Origin of the sequence: Leifsonia virtsii, assembly GCF_030433675.1 — a bacterium.
Taxonomy (GTDB): Bacteria; Actinomycetota; Actinomycetes; order Actinomycetales; family Microbacteriaceae; genus Leifsonia; species Leifsonia virtsii.
Genome location: NZ_JAROCB010000001.1, coordinates 18,208 through 32,966 on the forward strand (window position 1 = coordinate 18,208; position 14,759 = coordinate 32,966).

Genomic DNA, 14,759 nt, shown 5'->3' on the forward strand with positions numbered 1-14,759 from the left:
TTCCCTGCGCGAATTAGTGTTGAGGGGCGGCCACGCCGCTGGGGTATCCTCCCCTTACCCTTGCTATACGCAGACACCATTCCTGCACCAGGAAGAAGGACAACGACAACATGCGCATCCGAACCGTGGCCCCCGTCGCCGCAGTCGCCGCCGTCGCAGCGCTCGCGCTCGCCGGTTGTGTCGACAACTCCACCCCCTCGTCCAGCTCAACGTCGAGCGCTTCGGACGTGAAGAAGGACGACGCCCTCGCCAAGCAGCTCCCGCAGAGCATCAAGGACTCCGGCAAGATCGTCGTCGGCATGGACAACACCTACCCGCCGAACGAGTTCAAGGACGACAACCAGCAGCCCGTCGGCTGGGAGGTCGACCTCGCCAACGCCATCGCCGCCAAGCTCGGCGTGAAGACGAGCTTCGCCATCGCGAAGTTCGACAACATCATCCCGAGCATCACCGGCGGCAAGGACGACTACGGCATGTCGTCGTTCACCGACACCACCGAGCGCGAGCAGCAGGTCGACTTCGTCAACTACTACTCCGCCGGCATCCTGTGGGCCGCCCAGAAGGGCAAGAACATCGACCCGGACAACGCCTGCGGCCTGAAGGTCGCCGTCCAGTCGACCACCTACGAGGACACCGACGAGGTCCCGGCCAAGTCGAAGAAGTGCACGGACGCGGGCAAGCCCGCCATCCAGGCGCTCCGCTACGACACGCAGGACGACGCGACCAACGCGGTCGTCCTCGGCAAGGCCGACGCGCTCAGCGCCGACTCGCCCGTCACCCTGTACGCGATCTCGAAGGCGGACGGCAAGCTCGAGGCGGCCGGCAAGACCTTCGACGAGGCGCCGTACGGCCTCCCGGTCAAGAAGGGCTCCGAGCTCGGCCCGCTGCTGCAGAAGACGGTCCAGGCCCTGATCGACGACGGCACGTACAAGAAGATCCTCGACAAGTGGGGCGTCGCCGACGGCGCGGTCGACAAGGCCGAGATCAACGCGGCCTCGAAGGGCTGACCTTCATGTCCCAGAGCAACACCGCTCGGCCGGCGACGGGATCCGTCCCGTCGCCGGCGGGCTCCCGCTCCGAGCCGATCAAGGCGATCAAGCTCAAGCACCCGTGGCGGATCGTCTTCGCCGTCATCCTGATCCTGCTGCTGGTGTGGTTCATCGTCGACGCCGCCCAGCGCTCCGCGTACGGCTGGCAGTACGTCGGCAAGTACGTCTTCGACAAGCGCATCAGCGCCGCTGCGCTCGTGACCCTCGAACTCACCGTCTTCTCGATGATCATCGGCGTCATCCTGGGCCTCATCCTCGCGGTGATGCGCCAGTCGCCGAACCCGGTCGTGAAGTCGGTCGCGTGGGTGTACCTGTGGATTTTCCGCGGGACCCCGGTCTACGTGCAGCTGGTCTTCTGGGGCCTGTTCTCGCTGATCTACCCGCAGATCTTCCTCGGCGTGCCGTGGACGAACATCGGGGTGGACCTCAACCTCGGGTTCATGCAGAACGCGTTCGTCATCGCGATCGTCGGCCTCGCGCTCAACGAGGCGGCGTACATGGCGGAGATCGTGCGCGCCGGCCTGCTCTCGGTCGACAAGGGCCAGGAGGAGGCGGCGACCGCGCTCGGCATGTCGTGGGGCCAGACGATGCGCCGCATTGTCATCCCGCAGGCCATGCGGGTGATCATCCCGCCGACGGGCAACGAGGTCATCTCGATGCTGAAGACCACGTCGCTGGTGGCGGCCATCCCGCTCACCACCGACCTTTACGGTGTCGCGCGCGACATCTCGGCGGTCACGTACACGCCCATCCCGCTGCTCATCGTGGCGTCGCTCTGGTACCTGCTGTTCACGTCCATCCTGATGGTCGGGCAGTACTTCCTGGAGAAGCGCTTCTCGCGCGGCGTCAACGCGCGGCGGCCCGACCGCACCGAAGCGGCGCTCGCGACCGGGGCACTGCCCGCCGCGGGCGCGCCCGACGGAAACGACCTCGGAGGCAAGGGATGACCGACACCACGACCACCCCCATGGTGCTGGCGGAGGGCGTCTCGAAGAGCTTCGGCTCGAACGAGGTGCTCAAGAGCATCGACCTCAAGGTGAACCAGGGCGAGGTGCTGTGCATCATCGGCCCGTCCGGCTCCGGCAAGTCGACGTTCCTGCGCTGCATCAACCACCTGGAGCGCGTCGACGCCGGCCGGCTCTCCGTCGACGGCGAGGTCGTCGGCTACCGCCAGCACGGCGACAAGCTGTACGAGCTGAAGCCGAAGGAGGCCGCCCGTCAGCGCCGTGAGATCGGGATGGTGTTCCAGCGGTTCAACCTGTTCCCGCACATGACGGCGCTGGAGAACATCATCGAGGCGCCCATCCGCGTGAAGGGCCTCTCGAAGGCCAAGGCAGTGGAACGCGCGAACGAGCTGCTCGCCCGCGTCGGCCTGTCCGACAAGGGCGACCACTACCCGTCGCAGCTGTCCGGCGGGCAGCAGCAGCGCGTGGCGATCGCCCGGGCGCTCGCGATGGACCCGAAGCTGATGCTGTTCGACGAGCCCACCTCGGCGCTCGACCCCGAGCTCGTCGGCGAGGTGCTCGACGTGATGAAGGGCCTGGCGGCGAGCGGCATGACCATGGTGGTCGTGACGCACGAGATGGGCTTCGCCCGCGAGGTCGCCGACGAGCTGGTCTTCATGGACGGCGGCGTCGTCGTCGAGTCCGGCGACCCGCGCGAGGTGCTGAGCAACCCGCAGCACCAGCGGACGCAGGCGTTCCTGTCGAAGGTGCTCTAGCCGCCGCAGGCTCTGCCAGGATGAGGGGATGACCGAACAGCGTCGTCCCCTCGTCCTGGTGACCGGCGTCGGCCGGCCGAACGCGATCGGGACGGGCATCGTCCGGCGGCTCGGCGCGGACGGGTTCGACGTCGCGTTCGCCGACCTGGAACCCGATCCCGGCTTCCATGAGGCTCTGGCTGCGGAGGTCGAGGCGGCGGGTGGACGGGCGCTCGGTTTCACCGCCGACCTCTCGGACGCGGAGGGACCCGCCGACCTCGTCGGCCGTGTCGCCGAGCTGCTCGGACCCATCCAGGCGCTTGTCGCCAGCCACGCCTACTCGGTCGACAGCGGACTGCTCGACACCGGCCTGGAGGCGTTCGACCGGCACTTCGCCGTGAACACGCGCGGTTCCTGGCTGCTGATCCGCGCGTTCGCCGAGCAGTTCCCGGCCGAGGCCGCGGGGCGGGGACGCATCGTCGCGCTGACCAGCGACCACACCGCCCACAACCTGCCGTACGGGGCGAGCAAGGGCGCCCTCGACCGCATCGTCATCGCGGCGGCGGTCGAACTCGCGCACCTCGGCATCACGGCGAACCTGATCAACCCCGGCCCGATCGACACGGGGTGGATGACGCCCGACCTGGCCGAGGCTCTCGCCGCCGAGACGGCCCTCGGCCGCCTGGGCACGCCGCGCGACACCGCCGACCTCGTGTCGTTCCTCCTGTCCGCCTCCGGCGGCTGGATCAACGGCCAGCTCCTCCACTCCAACGGCGGCTTCCACCTCCCCGTCTGACCCGCCCCAAGCCATCAGCTCCTGACTTCTTCGAGCGAATCGCCGCAGGAAAGTCGAAAAACTCAGGAGCTGACGGCTGGGGCGTCAGGGGGTGGCGAGGACCTTGCGCAGGCGCTGGAGCGAGACGGACTCGGCGGTGCCGAGGGACTGCGCGAAGAGGGAGACACGGAACTCCTCGAGCATCCAGCGGGCGTGCACCAGGGCGGGCGACGACCCGGGAGCGAGCGGGATGCGGCCCCCGGCGTCCGTGTAGAGCGCGACGGCCGTCTCCACCTGTGTCTGCCAGGCACGGTCGCGGCCCGGGTTCGTCGGCAGCGCCTGCATCCGCTGCGAGATCCCGGCGAGGTAGCGGGGGAGGTGCCGCAGCTGGTCGAGCCCGGTCGCCGACACGAAGCCCGGATAGACCAGGCCGGCCAGCTGACCCTTTGCGTCGTTGAGCGCGGGCAGGTACGTGAGCGCCGTCACCCCCGAGATCGCCTTCTCCGCCGCTCGCGCGGCCGTGAGGATGCGCGTGACCAGTGCGACCGTCTCGAACATGGAGTCCATCACGATTCCGGAGACCCGATCGCGCACGGCCTCGAACTCGGCGCGCATGAAGACCTGGCCGTCCGGCTTCATCCGGTAGAGCACGGAGTCGACGACGGCGAGCAGACAGTCGTCGAAGAGCGCCTTCGTGTTCGGGTAGGGGCTCGCCGCGAGGGTCAGCTTCTCGTTCGACGTCAGGTGCTGCTGCACGTAGGCGACCGGCGACGGAACGCTGGCGAGCAGCAGCCGCCGCACCCCGCCCGGCATCGCGCGCGCCTGCTCGGCAGGAGTGCCCATCAGGCGGATGCTCACCGACGACCCGTCGTCGATGAGCGCCGGGTAGGCGCGGACGACGTTCTTGGTGCCGCCCGGGCCTGTGTGCTCCGAGTCGACGAACCGGGGGAGCTCATCGAGATCCCAGGCGGTGATGCCCGACCGCTCGATGGCGTTCGGCGTCCGGGCCTCGGCCACTTTGGCGACCGAGTCGCGGGCGCGCGACCGCAGCCGGTCCTGCAGCGCCCCCAGGTCTTTGCCGGCCGCGAGCGGCCGCCCGCGTTCGCCGACCACCTGGAAGGTGGGACGCAGGTGCGGCGGGAGCCGGTCGAGGTCGAAGTCGGTGCCGCTGACTCGCGACCCGGTGAGCCGCGAGATCGTCGCCGCGAGGGTGTCGGCGAGCGTTCCGGCCGGGCGCTCGCCCTCGTGCGCGCGCATCCCGGCGGTGCCGGAGAGCTCGCCGAGCAGGCGCTGCGCCCAGTCGGCGGCCGGGACGACCTGGCGGCGGATCGCCTTCGGCAGCGACTTGATCATCGCGGTGACCAGCTCGTGACGGAGCCCCGGCACCTGCCAGTCGAAGCCGTCGGGCAGGAGCCCGGCGAGGAGTGGCAGAGGCACCTGCACGGTCACGCCGTCGTCCTCCGCCCCCGGCTCGAACCGGTAGCGCAGGGTGAGCCGCTGGTCGCCCTGCCGCCAGACCGGAGGGAAGGCCTCCTCATCGACCTCGGCCGCATCCTCGTCGAGGAGCGCCTCCGGCGTCATCGTCAGGAGGTCCGGTGTCTCCTGCCACGCCCTCTTCCACCAGCCCTCGAACGAGCGCGTCGACACCACGTCGGCCGGGATGCGCTTGTCGTAGAACTCGAAGACGGCCTCGTCGTCGTTCAGGATGTCGCGCCGCCGCGTCCGCTCCTCCAGCTCGCGCAGCTCGGCCCGCAGCTTCCGGTTGGCGCGGTCGAACGCCTGGTGCGAGTCCCACTCGCCGTCGACGAGCGCGTGCCGGATGAACAGCTCGCGCGACAGCTCCGCGTCGATGCGCGCGTACTGCACCCGGCGGCGCGGGATGATCGGGACGCCGAACAGCGTGACGCGCTCGTAGGCGACGACCGCGCCCTGGTTCTTCTCCCAGTGCGGTTCGCTGTACTGCCGCTTGCACAGCTCGCCCGCGATCGGCTCGGCCCACGCCGGGTCGATGGCCGCGTTCATCCGCGCGAACAGGCGGGAGGTCTCCACCAGTTCGGCGCTCATCACCGCGTTCGGCTGCTTCTTGGCCAGGGTCGAGCCGGGGAAGATCACGAACCGGGTCTGGCGCGCGCCGAGGTACTCCGACTGGCGCGATCGCGGCCCGCCGCCCTTGGCGCCGGCGCCGCCGCGCGGGTTCGACCCCGTGTCGCGCGCATCCTTGAGTCCGATGTGCGAGAGCAGTCCGGCGAGCAGCGAACGGTGGATGCCGTCCGGGTTCACCGACGGCTCTCCGATCGTGAGCCCCAGGGGCTTCGCGAGCTGCCGGAGCTGACGGTAGACGTCCTGCCACTCGCGCACCCGCAGGAAGTTGAGGTACTCGGCCTTGCACAGCCGGCGAAAGGCGCTCGACGAGAGCTCCCGCTGCTGCTCCTCCAGGTAGTTCCAGAGGTTCAGCAAGGTAAGGAAGTCGCTGGTCGGGTCGGCGAAGCGCGCGTGCTTCTCGTCGGCGCTGCCCCGCTTTTCGACGGGACGCTCGCGCGGGTCCTGGATGGTGAGTCCCGCGACGATCGCCATGACCTCGCGTGAGGTGCCGTGACGCTTCGACTCGACCACCATCCGGGCGAACCGCGGGTCGATCGGCAGCTGCGCCAGCTGGCGGCCGACGCTGGTGAGTTTCGTCTCCCCTTTCGCGGACGTGATCGCGCCGAGTTCCGTCAGTAGGTCGAGGCCGTCCTTGATGCCGCGCGAGTCCGGCGGGGTGAGGAACGGGAACGCCGCGATGTCGCCCAGCCCGAGCGAGATCATCTGCAGGATGACGGCCGCGAGGTTGGTGCGCAGGATCTCCGGCTCGGTGAACTCCGGGCGCTTGGCGAAGTCCTCCTCCGAGTAAAGGCGGATGGCGATGCCGTCGCTGGTGCGGCCGGAACGGCCCGAGCGCTGGTTGGCGCTCGCCTGCGAGATGGCCTCGATCGGCAGCCGCTGCACCTTGGCGCGCGTGCTGTAGCGGCTGATGCGGGCCGTTCCGGCATCCACCACGTACTTGATGCCGGGGACGGTGAGGCTCGTCTCGGCGACGTTGGTCGCCAGCACCACGCGGCGGCGGATGCCGGGGGTCGTGGAGCGCTGGAACACCCGGTGCTGTTCGGCCGCCGACAGCCGGCCGTAGAGCGGGAGCACCTCGGTTCCGGGCAGATTGCGGCCGCGGATCGCATCGGCGGCATCCCGGATCTCGTTCTCACCGGAGAGGAACACGAGCACGTCTCCCGGCGCCTCGCGGGCGAGCTCGTCGAGGGCGTCGTTGATGCCCTGCAGGTAGTCGCGGTCGGCGGTGGGCACCGGGTCCGGATCGTCGTCGTCCTCCTCCAGCGCCTCGGCGACGAGCGGACGGTAGCGCAGCTCGACCGGGTAGGTGCGGCCCGACACCTCGACGATCGGCGCCGGGGTGCCGTCGGCCGAGGCGAAGTGGGCGGCGAAGCTCTCCGGGTCGATGGTGGCCGAGGTGATGATGAGCTTGAGGTCGGGACGCTGGGGCAGCAGCTGCTTGAGGTACCCCAGCAGGAAGTCGATGTTGAGGCTGCGCTCGTGCGCCTCGTCGACGATGATCGTGTCGTAGGCGCGCAGCATCCGGTCGCGCCGCAGCTCGTTGAGCAGGATGCCGTCGGTCATCAGCTTGATGCGCGTCTGCCTCGAGACGCGGTCGGTGAAGCGCACCTGGTAGCCGACGAGCTCGCCGACCTGCTGGTCCAGCTCCTCGGCGATGCGCTCGGCGATCGTCCGCGCCGCGAGGCGCCGCGGCTGGGTGTGGCCGATGCTCTCGCGGCCGAGCTCGAGTGCGATCTTCGGCAGCTGCGTCGTCTTGCCGGAGCCGGTCGCGCCCGCGACGATGACCACCTGGTTGTCGCGGATGGCGCGCGCGATGTCGTCCCGCTTGCGGCTGACGGGCAGCTCGGGCGGGAACGTGATGCGGGGGAGGATGCCGGCGGAGGACATGAGCCCTCCAGTCTACCCGCGGCGCGCCCCGCACGAGGGCGTTGCCCCGACGCGCAAGAGGACGTAGGTTCGCCTCAACCCGGATCGGTTCCGGCGTCGACGAGGACGAGGAGAACCCATGAGTCACGGCTATGCCACCATGTCGGTCGCGAGCATCCTGGCGGAGACGGCGCACAGGATGCCCGACAACGTCGCACTGATCTTCGCCGGCCGCGAGATCCGGTACGGCGAGCTGTGGGACCAGACCCGTTCGTATGCCGGCGCCCTGCGCGACCTCGGCGTGGGCCCGGGGGACCGGGTGGCGCTGATGCTCCCGAACGTCCCCGACTTCCCGCGCGCCTACTACGCGGTGCTCGCCCTCGGCGCCATCGTCGTGCCCATCCACGCGCTGCTGAAGGCCGAGGAGATCGCGTACGTGCTGCGCGACTCGGGCTCCGAGCTGCTGATCTGCGCGGCGCCGCTGCTCGCCGAGGGGGCGCGCGGTGCGGGGCTCGCGGGCGTCCCGACCGTGTCGGTGCTGGTGCCGGACGAGCTGGTCGAGCAGCTGCCGTTCCCGCGGCTGGAGGAGCTCTCCGCCGCCGCGGAGCCGATCACCACCTACGAGCCGCGCGAGCCGCTCGACACGGCGACCATCCTGTACACCAGCGGCACCACCGGAAAGCCGAAGGGCGCCGAGGGCTGTCACTTCTCGCTGGTCGAGCAGGTGAACGTGCTGCTCGCCGGCACCCTCGACATCGAGCCGACCGACCGGATCCTCGGCTGCCTCCCGCTGTTCCACACCTTCGGGCAGACCTGCGTGATGAACATGGGCTTCCGCGCGGGCGCCGCCGTGGTGCTGGTGCCGAAGTTCGACGGCGCGACCGCGCTGCAGCTGCTCAACGAGCACGCCTGCACGATCATGACCGGCGTGCCGACCATGTACGTCGCGCTGCTGGAGGCCGCGAAGAGCAACCCGGAGCGGCCGCCTCTGCGCTACGGGATGAGCGGCGGCGCGGCCATCCCCGTCGCGGTCATCGAGCGGATGAAGGAGGTGTACGGCATCGACGTGCACGAGGGCTACGGGCTGACCGAGACCTCGCCCGTCGCCTCGTTCAATCACCGCGGCCGGCCCACGCGGGTCGGCACGGTCGGCCAGCCGATCTGGGGCGTGGACGTGGAGATCGCCGACGCCGAGGTCGACGACCGCATCGTGCTGCTGCCGCGCGGCGAGCTCGGCGAGATCGTGGTGCGCGGTCACAACCTGATGAAGGGCTACCTCAACCTGCCGGAGGCGAACGCGGAGGCGGTGGTCGACGGCTGGTTCCGCACCGGCGACCTGGGCACGAAGAGCGACGACGACTACATCACGATCGTGGACCGCAAGAAGGACATGATCGTCCGCAACGGCTACAACGTGTACCCGCGCGAGGTCGAGGAGGTGCTGTCGGCGCATCCCGCGGTCGCGATGGTCGCGGTCTTCGGCGTCGCGCACGAGACCCACGGCCAGGAGGTCATGGCCGCGGTCACGCTCATGCCGGGGGCGGAGGCCGAGGGGGAGGAGCTGGTCGGCTACGCACGCGAGCGCGTGGCGGCCTACAAGTTCCCTCGCCGGGTGGTGATCGTGGAGGCGCTGCCGCTCGGGCCGAGCGGCAAGGTGCTGAAGCGGGAGCTGGTGGCCGTGTTCGAGGCGGAGGCGACGACCGCATCCTGACGCTGGTACCGTGAAGGATATGGTTGCAAACGCAAATACTCCGCTTCTGACCCTGAACAACGGGACCACCATCCCCCAGCTCGGCTTCGGCGTCTTCAAGGTCGACCCGGCCGAGACGACCCGCATCGTCACTGACGCCCTGGAGGTCGGCTACCGCCACATCGACACGGCCGCCATCTACGGCAACGAGGAGGGCGTGGGCCGCGCGATCGCGGATGCGGGCATCCCGCGCGAGGAGCTGTTCGTCACCACCAAGCTGTGGAACGACCGCCAGACCGACGCGGAGGCCGCGTTCGAGGAGTCCCTCGGCAAGCTCGGCCTCGATTACGTCGACCTGTACCTGATCCACTGGCCGACCCCGCAGAAGGACACCTTCGTGCAGGCCTGGAAGTCGCTGGAGAAGATCTACGCGTCCGGCCGCGCCAAGGCGATCGGCGTCTCCAACTTCCTCGTGCCGCACCTCGAGAAGCTGCTCGCGAACACCGACGTGGTGCCCGCGGTCAACCAGATCGAGCTGCACCCGGCGCACCAGCAGCCGGAGGTGACCGCGTTCTCGCGCGAGCACGGCATCCAGATCGAGGCGTGGGGCCCGCTCGGCCAGGGCAAGTACCCGCTGTTCGAGCTGCCGGAGGTCGCCGGCGCCGCCGAGGCGCACGGCAAGACGCCGGCGCAGGTCGTCATCCGCTGGCACCTGCAGACCGGGAACATCGTCTTCCCGAAGTCGAACCGCCGCGAGCGCATGGCCGAGAACTTCGACGTGTTCGACTTCGAGCTGACCGCCGACGAGGTCGCCGCCATCAGCTCGCTGGAGCGCGAGGGCCGCGTCAGCGCGCACCCGGACGAGGTCAACTGATCCCCGGCGCCGACTGATCGGGCCGGGAGGTGCGGCGCGCGCTGCCGCACCTCCCGGCTAGGCTCGTCGCGTGCGCATCACGACGATCACCGGCAAGATCAGCTACATCGTGGGTGTCTTCGCGCTCATCCTGGTGCTCAACGTCTTCCTGTTCGCCCGCTTCCTGAACCCGACGTTCGACGTGCTCGTGGTCGCCGTCCTCAACGTGGCGTACGTCATCGTCGGCGTGCGCATCTTCCGTGGGGCGGGCGAGAACCGCGCCGACCCGCGACCCTGGTGGCGGGCGACGGCCCGGCCCGCTGCGGGGTTCTGGATCGGCGGACTGCTCGCCGCACTCGCCTTCGTCTCCGGGGTGGGCGCGTTCGGCAGCGACCCCGAGAACGCGTTCGTGCCCGCGGTCGCCTGCCTCATCTACGCGACGCTCGCGGTGTTCTACCTGCACTCGTCCGTGCGGCTACAGGGGATGGACACGGCGGGCTGACACCGGCCGGCCGTGCGGGGGTTCCCCTCGCGCACCGGGGTCGTAGGGTGAGCGCATGGCGAATCGGCTGGGCGACGCGATCAGCCCCTACCTGCGCGCGCACGCGGACAACCCGGTCGACTGGTTCCCCTGGGGGCCCGCGGCGTTCGCCGAGGCCCGGCGGCGCGACGTCCCGATCCTGGTCTCGATCGGCTACGCCACCTGCCACTGGTGCCACGTCATGGCGCGGGAGAGCTTCAGCGACCCGGTCACCGCCGAGGAGCTGAACCGGCGGTTCGTGGCCGTCAAGGTCGACCGGGAGGAGCATCCCGACGTGGATGCCGCCTACCTCTCGGCGGCGAGCGCTTTCACCGGCAACCTGGGCTGGCCGCTGACCGTCTTCGCGACCCCGGAGGGCCGCGCGTTCTTCGCCGGTACCTACTTCCCGCCGCAGCCCGTCGCCGGCCGCGCGTCGTTCCGGCAGGTGCTCGACGCGGTGTGGGACGCCTGGACCTCCCGCCGCGACCAGGTCGAGTCGGATGCGGGCAAGGTGCGCGAGGCGCTCGCCGCAGCGGCCGAGGCGGCGACGGCCGTCTCCGAGCTGCCGACCGGGCCGCAACTGGACGGCGCGGTCGCGCTGCTGGCGCAGGCGGAGGACGCGGAGTTCGGCGGGTTCGGCGGCGCGCCCAAGTTCCCGGTCGCACCGACCCTCGACTTCCTGCTCACCCGGCCGGCCGGTCAGGAACTCGCCGTCCGGACGCTGGAGCGCATGGCGGCCTCCCCGTTGCGCGACGCGGTCGACGGCGGCTTCTTCCGCTACGCGACCCGGCGCGACTGGAGCGAGCCGCACTACGAGCGGATGCTGTACGACAACGCGCTGCTGCTCGACACGTACGCCCGGGCGTGGCGGCTGACGGGCGAGGAGTGGGCCGAGCGCACCGCCGACGGCGTCGCGTCGTTCCTGCTCGGGGTGCTGCGGCAGCCCTCCGGCGGGTTCGCGTCGGCGCAGGACTCGGAGAGCACGATCGACGGCGCCCGGGTGGAGGGGACGTACTACACGCTCCCGCCGGCGGAGCGGGCCCGGCTGGAGCCGCCGCCGCTCGACGCGAAGGTGCTGACCGGGTGGAACGGGTTCGCGATCGGTGCGCTCGCGCGGGCGGGCCGCATCCTCGACCGTCCGGCCTGGATCGCCGCGGCGGGAGAGGCGGCCGACGCGGTGCTGACGCGCCACCGGCGCGACGACGGGACGCTGCTGCGCGCCTCCCTCGGCGACCGGCGCTCGGAGGCAGGCGCGACGCTGGAGGACTACGGCGGGCTCGCGGCCGGGCTGCTGGAGCTGGCCCTGGCCGACGGCGACCCGCGCACCGCGGCCGCGGCCCGCGACCTGGTCGACCTGTGCCTGGATGCAGCGGGCGAGGGGACCTGCCCGTTCGAGACGCCCGGCGGCGGCGACCCGGTGCTGCAGTCGACGGGACTGGCGGTGCGGGTGAACCCGTCGGAGGGTGCCTACCCGTCGGGCCTGTCGTCGATGAGCCGCGCGGCGCACACCCTCTACCTGATGACGGGCGAGCGCCGCTACGAGCGGGCGGCCCGGGAGGGGATGCGGCTGGTCGCGGCCCAGGCGCTGCAGGTGCCGAGCGCATTCGGGACGGCGCTGGCGCTCATGTCGGAGCTCGCGGGCGAGGTGGAGCAGCTGGTGGTCGTGCTGCCGGCGGCCGGGGCGACGGGCGAGTTGACGGCGGCCGCGCGGCGGCATCCGGCGCCGCTGGTCGCGTTCGCGACCGAGACGCAGGCGGCCGGGTTCGCGAGCGACGGGTTCGAGCTGTTCGAGGGCCGCACCACGCGAGACGGCCGTGCGACCGCTTACCTCTGCCGCGACTTCGTCTGCCGGCTGCCCGTCACGGAGGCCGCCGCGCTCTAACGCAGCACGCGATAGCTGAGGTGGGCGACCTCGGGGGTGACGCGCTGGCGGATCAGCTCCAGGTCGAGCGGCGGCACGCGGTCGAAGACGCGCTCGCCCCCGCCGAGGGTGAGCGGCACGATGTGCAGGCGCAGCTCGTCCACGATGCCGGCCCACAGCGCCTGATTGAGCGTCTCCGCGCCGCCCGCGATCGCCACGTCGGCGTCGCCCGCGTGCTCGCGCGCCTGATCCACCGCCGAGTGGATGCCGTCGGTCACGAAGTGGAACGTCGTCCCGACGGTCTCCAGCGGCTCCCGGGCGTAGTGCGTCAGCACGAACACCGGCGCGTGGTACGGCGGCTCGTCGCCCCACCAGCCGTGCCAGTCATCGAACGGCTCGCCCGGCGCGGGCCACTCGTCGCGCACCGGGCCGAACATGTTCCGGCCCATGACGTAGGCACCGGCGGAGGTGATCGCCGCGATCTCGTCGGTGTGCTCGTCCGCGAAGGCGAACATCCACGTGTGCAGGCGCTCGGTGTCGCCCTCGCCGAGCGGATGCTCCAGCGACTGGTTAGGCCCGGCGGCGAAGCCGTCGAGCGAGATCCCGATGTCGGCGGTGACGATTCCCATGCCCGCAGGGTAGTCCCGCGGGCCGGTCAGGCGCGCTCGACCTTGTCGAGCATCCCCCAGACCGCCTCGCTGAGCTCCGGATGCTCGAGCGCGATCCGCCGCAGCACGCCGTACTCGAAGCGCGCGAAGACGTCGCGGCCTGCCGCGGGGTGGTGCGCCCTGGACTGCTCCTCGGCGAGGTCGAACGCCTCGATCGCGCCCGCACGCAGTGAGATGACGACCTGCTCGTCGACGCTCGGGAGGTCGGGGATGAACTGCCACGGATCCTCGCCCGCGCGGCAGCGGTGCTCGATGATCGCGGAGAGCTCGTCGCGTGCCTGCTGGCGCAGCAGCTCGATGCTGCGGGGCACTGGTTCGGTCATCTCGCACCCTCCTTCCCCGGGGTCGTGGACACGCTTCGCACCGTGCTCCGGGCTCCCTCGCCCGCGCGGTGGGTTCAGCCTAGGCGCTGGGGCCGACAGCCGCGAATCCGGGTGTAACGGTCGGTCTGCGGCTCACTCGGTGCGCGCGAGCAGGTACGCGTTGAGGTCCGCGGTGAGGGCCGCATCCACCGGGTACTCGCGGCCGTCGAGGTGCGTGACGGGCGCGGCCTGCCGGACGCTGGAGACCAGCCAGAGCGCGTCGGAGGCGACCACCTCGTCGAGGGTGAGCGGCGCGAACTCGGTGCGCAGGCCGCGGGCGGTGAAGAAGTCGAACACGGCCGCCTGGGTCGTGCCGGCGAGGATGCCCTGGTCGGTGTTCGGGGTGCGGACCACGCCGTCGGTGAGGGTGACGACGTTGGAGGTCGGCCCCTCCAGCGCGTAGCCGTCGCTGCTGACGAACAGCACGTCGTCGGCGCCGCGACGCACCGCCTCGCGCTGCGCCGCCCGGTTGACCGCGTACGACAGCGTCTTCGCGCCGGCGAGCAGCCACGGGGAGGTCTCGGCGACGTCGTGGCGCAGGCCGCGGTCGAGCGTGACCACGCGGATGCCGAGCCGTGCCTGCGAGAAGTCCTCGCCCGCGTCCACGAACAGCCAGCCGCTCGGGCGCCCCTCACCCTCCACTCCGCGGGTGTAGATCAGCTTCGCGAACAGCTCGGCGTCGGCGCCGCCGTTGCGGGTCAGGTAGTCGGCGACGCCCGCGCGCACCGCCTCCCGCCACACGTCGACGGCCGGGGCGGGCAGGTCGAGCAGAGCGGCGGAGTGCGCCAGCCGGGCGAGGTGCGGCTCCAGCGCCTGCGGGTGCCCGGCGATCACGGCGATCGTCTCGAACACGCCGTCGCCGCGGGTGACCGACAGGTCGGTGATGCGCACCTGCGGCGCGGCGAAGTCGGCGACGACGTAGCCGGGGTCGCCCGGCTCGGGGGTTCCGGTGGGCGAGGTGATGGTCAGCAGGGTCGCACGCGTCATGCGACCATTCTCCACGCCGCCGGGTTATCCAGCCGCCGGGTCAGGCCGTCTCGTGGATGCGGAACGCGTCGTCGTCGCCGCGCGTCTCCTCCTCCGAGATGGTCACGCTCTCGACGCTCGCACCCGGGGGACCCGCCCGCAGCCAGTCGAGCATGCGCTCAACCTGCTCCGGCTCGCCCTCGACCTCGGCCTCCACGGTGCCGTCCCTGCGGTTGCGCGCCCAGCCGGTCACGCCGAGGCGCTGCGCGGCCTCCCGCGCACCCCAGCGGAACCCGACACCCTGCACGTCGCCGGCGACGATCGCTCTCCTGCGGATCACGGTCCCA

At 71.0% G+C, this 14,759-nt stretch carries 13 protein-coding genes; 8 read left to right on the forward strand and 5 right to left on the reverse strand.

The window, feature by feature from the left end:
- Positions 1-110 precede the first annotated feature (110 nt).
- Genes P5G59_RS00085 through P5G59_RS00100 form a run of 4 tightly spaced genes read left to right on the forward strand, consistent with a single transcriptional unit; the run spans position 111 to position 3,544 of the window.
- Positions 111-1,007 (forward strand): ABC transporter substrate-binding protein, encoded by an 897-nt coding sequence (locus P5G59_RS00085; RefSeq protein WP_301214813.1) that lies wholly within the window; start codon positions 111-113, stop codon positions 1,005-1,007.
- A 5-nt stretch (positions 1,008-1,012) separates the two neighbouring features.
- Complete coding sequence (locus P5G59_RS00090; protein ID WP_301214815.1) at positions 1,013-1,996, forward strand: amino acid ABC transporter permease; 984 nt, start codon at positions 1,013-1,015, stop codon at positions 1,994-1,996.
- A complete protein-coding gene (locus tag P5G59_RS00095; RefSeq protein ID WP_301214817.1) occupies positions 1,993-2,769 on the forward strand; it encodes an amino acid ABC transporter ATP-binding protein in 777 nt (258 codons plus the stop codon). Before P5G59_RS00090 ends, P5G59_RS00095 begins: the two co-directional genes overlap by 4 nt.
- Before the next feature lie 28 nt (positions 2,770-2,797).
- Positions 2,798-3,544: an SDR family oxidoreductase gene (locus P5G59_RS00100; protein ID WP_301214819.1), complete on the forward strand. Its 747-nt coding sequence runs from the start codon at positions 2,798-2,800 to the stop codon at positions 3,542-3,544.
- Positions 3,545-3,628: 84 nt separating this feature from the next.
- Here the strand turns inward: P5G59_RS00100 and hrpA are convergent, their stop codons facing one another.
- Positions 3,629-7,513, reverse strand: coding sequence for an ATP-dependent RNA helicase HrpA (gene hrpA / locus P5G59_RS00105; protein ID WP_301214821.1), 3,885 nt, complete (start codon positions 7,511-7,513; stop codon positions 3,629-3,631).
- A 118-nt stretch (positions 7,514-7,631) separates the two neighbouring features.
- On the opposite strand from hrpA, the gene P5G59_RS00110 reads away from it, so the two are divergent.
- The 4 genes from P5G59_RS00110 (at position 7,632) to P5G59_RS00125 (ending at position 12,437) form a co-directional block, all read left to right on the forward strand.
- Entirely contained in the window at positions 7,632-9,203 is a 1,572-nt protein-coding gene (locus P5G59_RS00110) for a long-chain-fatty-acid--CoA ligase (protein WP_301214823.1), read from the forward strand.
- A gap of 19 nt (positions 9,204-9,222) precedes the next feature.
- Positions 9,223-10,056 carry an aldo/keto reductase gene (locus P5G59_RS00115; RefSeq protein WP_301214825.1) on the forward strand — a complete coding sequence of 278 codons (834 nt, stop codon included), beginning with the start codon at positions 9,223-9,225 and terminating at the stop codon, positions 10,054-10,056.
- Positions 10,057-10,126: 70 nt separating this feature from the next.
- Positions 10,127-10,537, forward strand: a complete 411-nt coding sequence (locus P5G59_RS00120; RefSeq protein WP_301214827.1) for a hypothetical protein — start codon at positions 10,127-10,129, stop codon at positions 10,535-10,537.
- A 55-nt stretch (positions 10,538-10,592) separates the two neighbouring features.
- Positions 10,593-12,437 (forward strand): thioredoxin domain-containing protein, encoded by a 1,845-nt coding sequence (locus P5G59_RS00125; RefSeq protein ID WP_301214829.1) that lies wholly within the window; start codon positions 10,593-10,595, stop codon positions 12,435-12,437.
- On the opposite strand, the gene P5G59_RS00130 is transcribed toward P5G59_RS00125, so the two are convergent.
- From P5G59_RS00130 to P5G59_RS00145, 4 genes are all read right to left on the reverse strand, one after another.
- Positions 12,434-13,045: a dihydrofolate reductase family protein gene (locus P5G59_RS00130; RefSeq protein WP_301214831.1), complete on the reverse strand. Its 612-nt coding sequence runs from the start codon at positions 13,043-13,045 to the stop codon at positions 12,434-12,436. The two genes, P5G59_RS00125 and P5G59_RS00130, sit on opposite strands and share 4 nt — an antisense overlap.
- Before the next feature lie 26 nt (positions 13,046-13,071).
- Positions 13,072-13,407 (reverse strand): hypothetical protein, encoded by a 336-nt coding sequence (locus tag P5G59_RS00135; RefSeq protein ID WP_301214833.1) that lies wholly within the window; start codon positions 13,405-13,407, stop codon positions 13,072-13,074.
- Positions 13,408-13,539: 132 nt separating this feature from the next.
- On the reverse strand, positions 13,540-14,433 hold the full coding sequence (locus P5G59_RS00140) for an aminodeoxychorismate lyase (RefSeq protein ID WP_301214835.1): 894 nt from the start codon (positions 14,431-14,433) through the stop codon (positions 13,540-13,542).
- A gap of 40 nt (positions 14,434-14,473) precedes the next feature.
- Positions 14,474-14,752, reverse strand: coding sequence for an acylphosphatase (locus P5G59_RS00145; protein WP_301214837.1), 279 nt, complete (start codon positions 14,750-14,752; stop codon positions 14,474-14,476).
- Positions 14,753-14,759: the final 7 nt, after the last annotated feature.

Bases quoted from the DNA above. Each gene is read 5' to 3' on its own strand.
- P5G59_RS00135 (WP_301214833.1), bottom strand. From the start codon at position 13,407: ATGACCGAACCAGTGCCCCGCAGCATCGAGCTGCTGCGCCAGCAGGCA.
- P5G59_RS00095 (WP_301214817.1), top strand. From the start codon at position 1,993: ATGACCGACACCACGACCACCCCCATGGTGCTGGCGGAGGGCGTCTCG.
- P5G59_RS00140 (WP_301214835.1), bottom strand. From the start codon at position 14,433: ATGACGCGTGCGACCCTGCTGACCATCACCTCGCCCACCGGAACCCCC.
- hrpA (WP_301214821.1), bottom strand. From the start codon at position 7,513: ATGTCCTCCGCCGGCATCCTCCCCCGCATCACGTTCCCGCCCGAGCTG.
- P5G59_RS00115 (WP_301214825.1), top strand. From the start codon at position 9,223: ATGGTTGCAAACGCAAATACTCCGCTTCTGACCCTGAACAACGGGACC.
- P5G59_RS00090 (WP_301214815.1), top strand. From the start codon at position 1,013: ATGTCCCAGAGCAACACCGCTCGGCCGGCGACGGGATCCGTCCCGTCG.
- P5G59_RS00125 (WP_301214829.1), top strand. From the start codon at position 10,593: ATGGCGAATCGGCTGGGCGACGCGATCAGCCCCTACCTGCGCGCGCAC.
- P5G59_RS00110 (WP_301214823.1), top strand. From the start codon at position 7,632: ATGAGTCACGGCTATGCCACCATGTCGGTCGCGAGCATCCTGGCGGAG.
- P5G59_RS00100 (WP_301214819.1), top strand. From the start codon at position 2,798: ATGACCGAACAGCGTCGTCCCCTCGTCCTGGTGACCGGCGTCGGCCGG.
- P5G59_RS00130 (WP_301214831.1), bottom strand. From the start codon at position 13,045: ATGGGAATCGTCACCGCCGACATCGGGATCTCGCTCGACGGCTTCGCC.
- P5G59_RS00085 (WP_301214813.1), top strand. From the start codon at position 111: ATGCGCATCCGAACCGTGGCCCCCGTCGCCGCAGTCGCCGCCGTCGCA.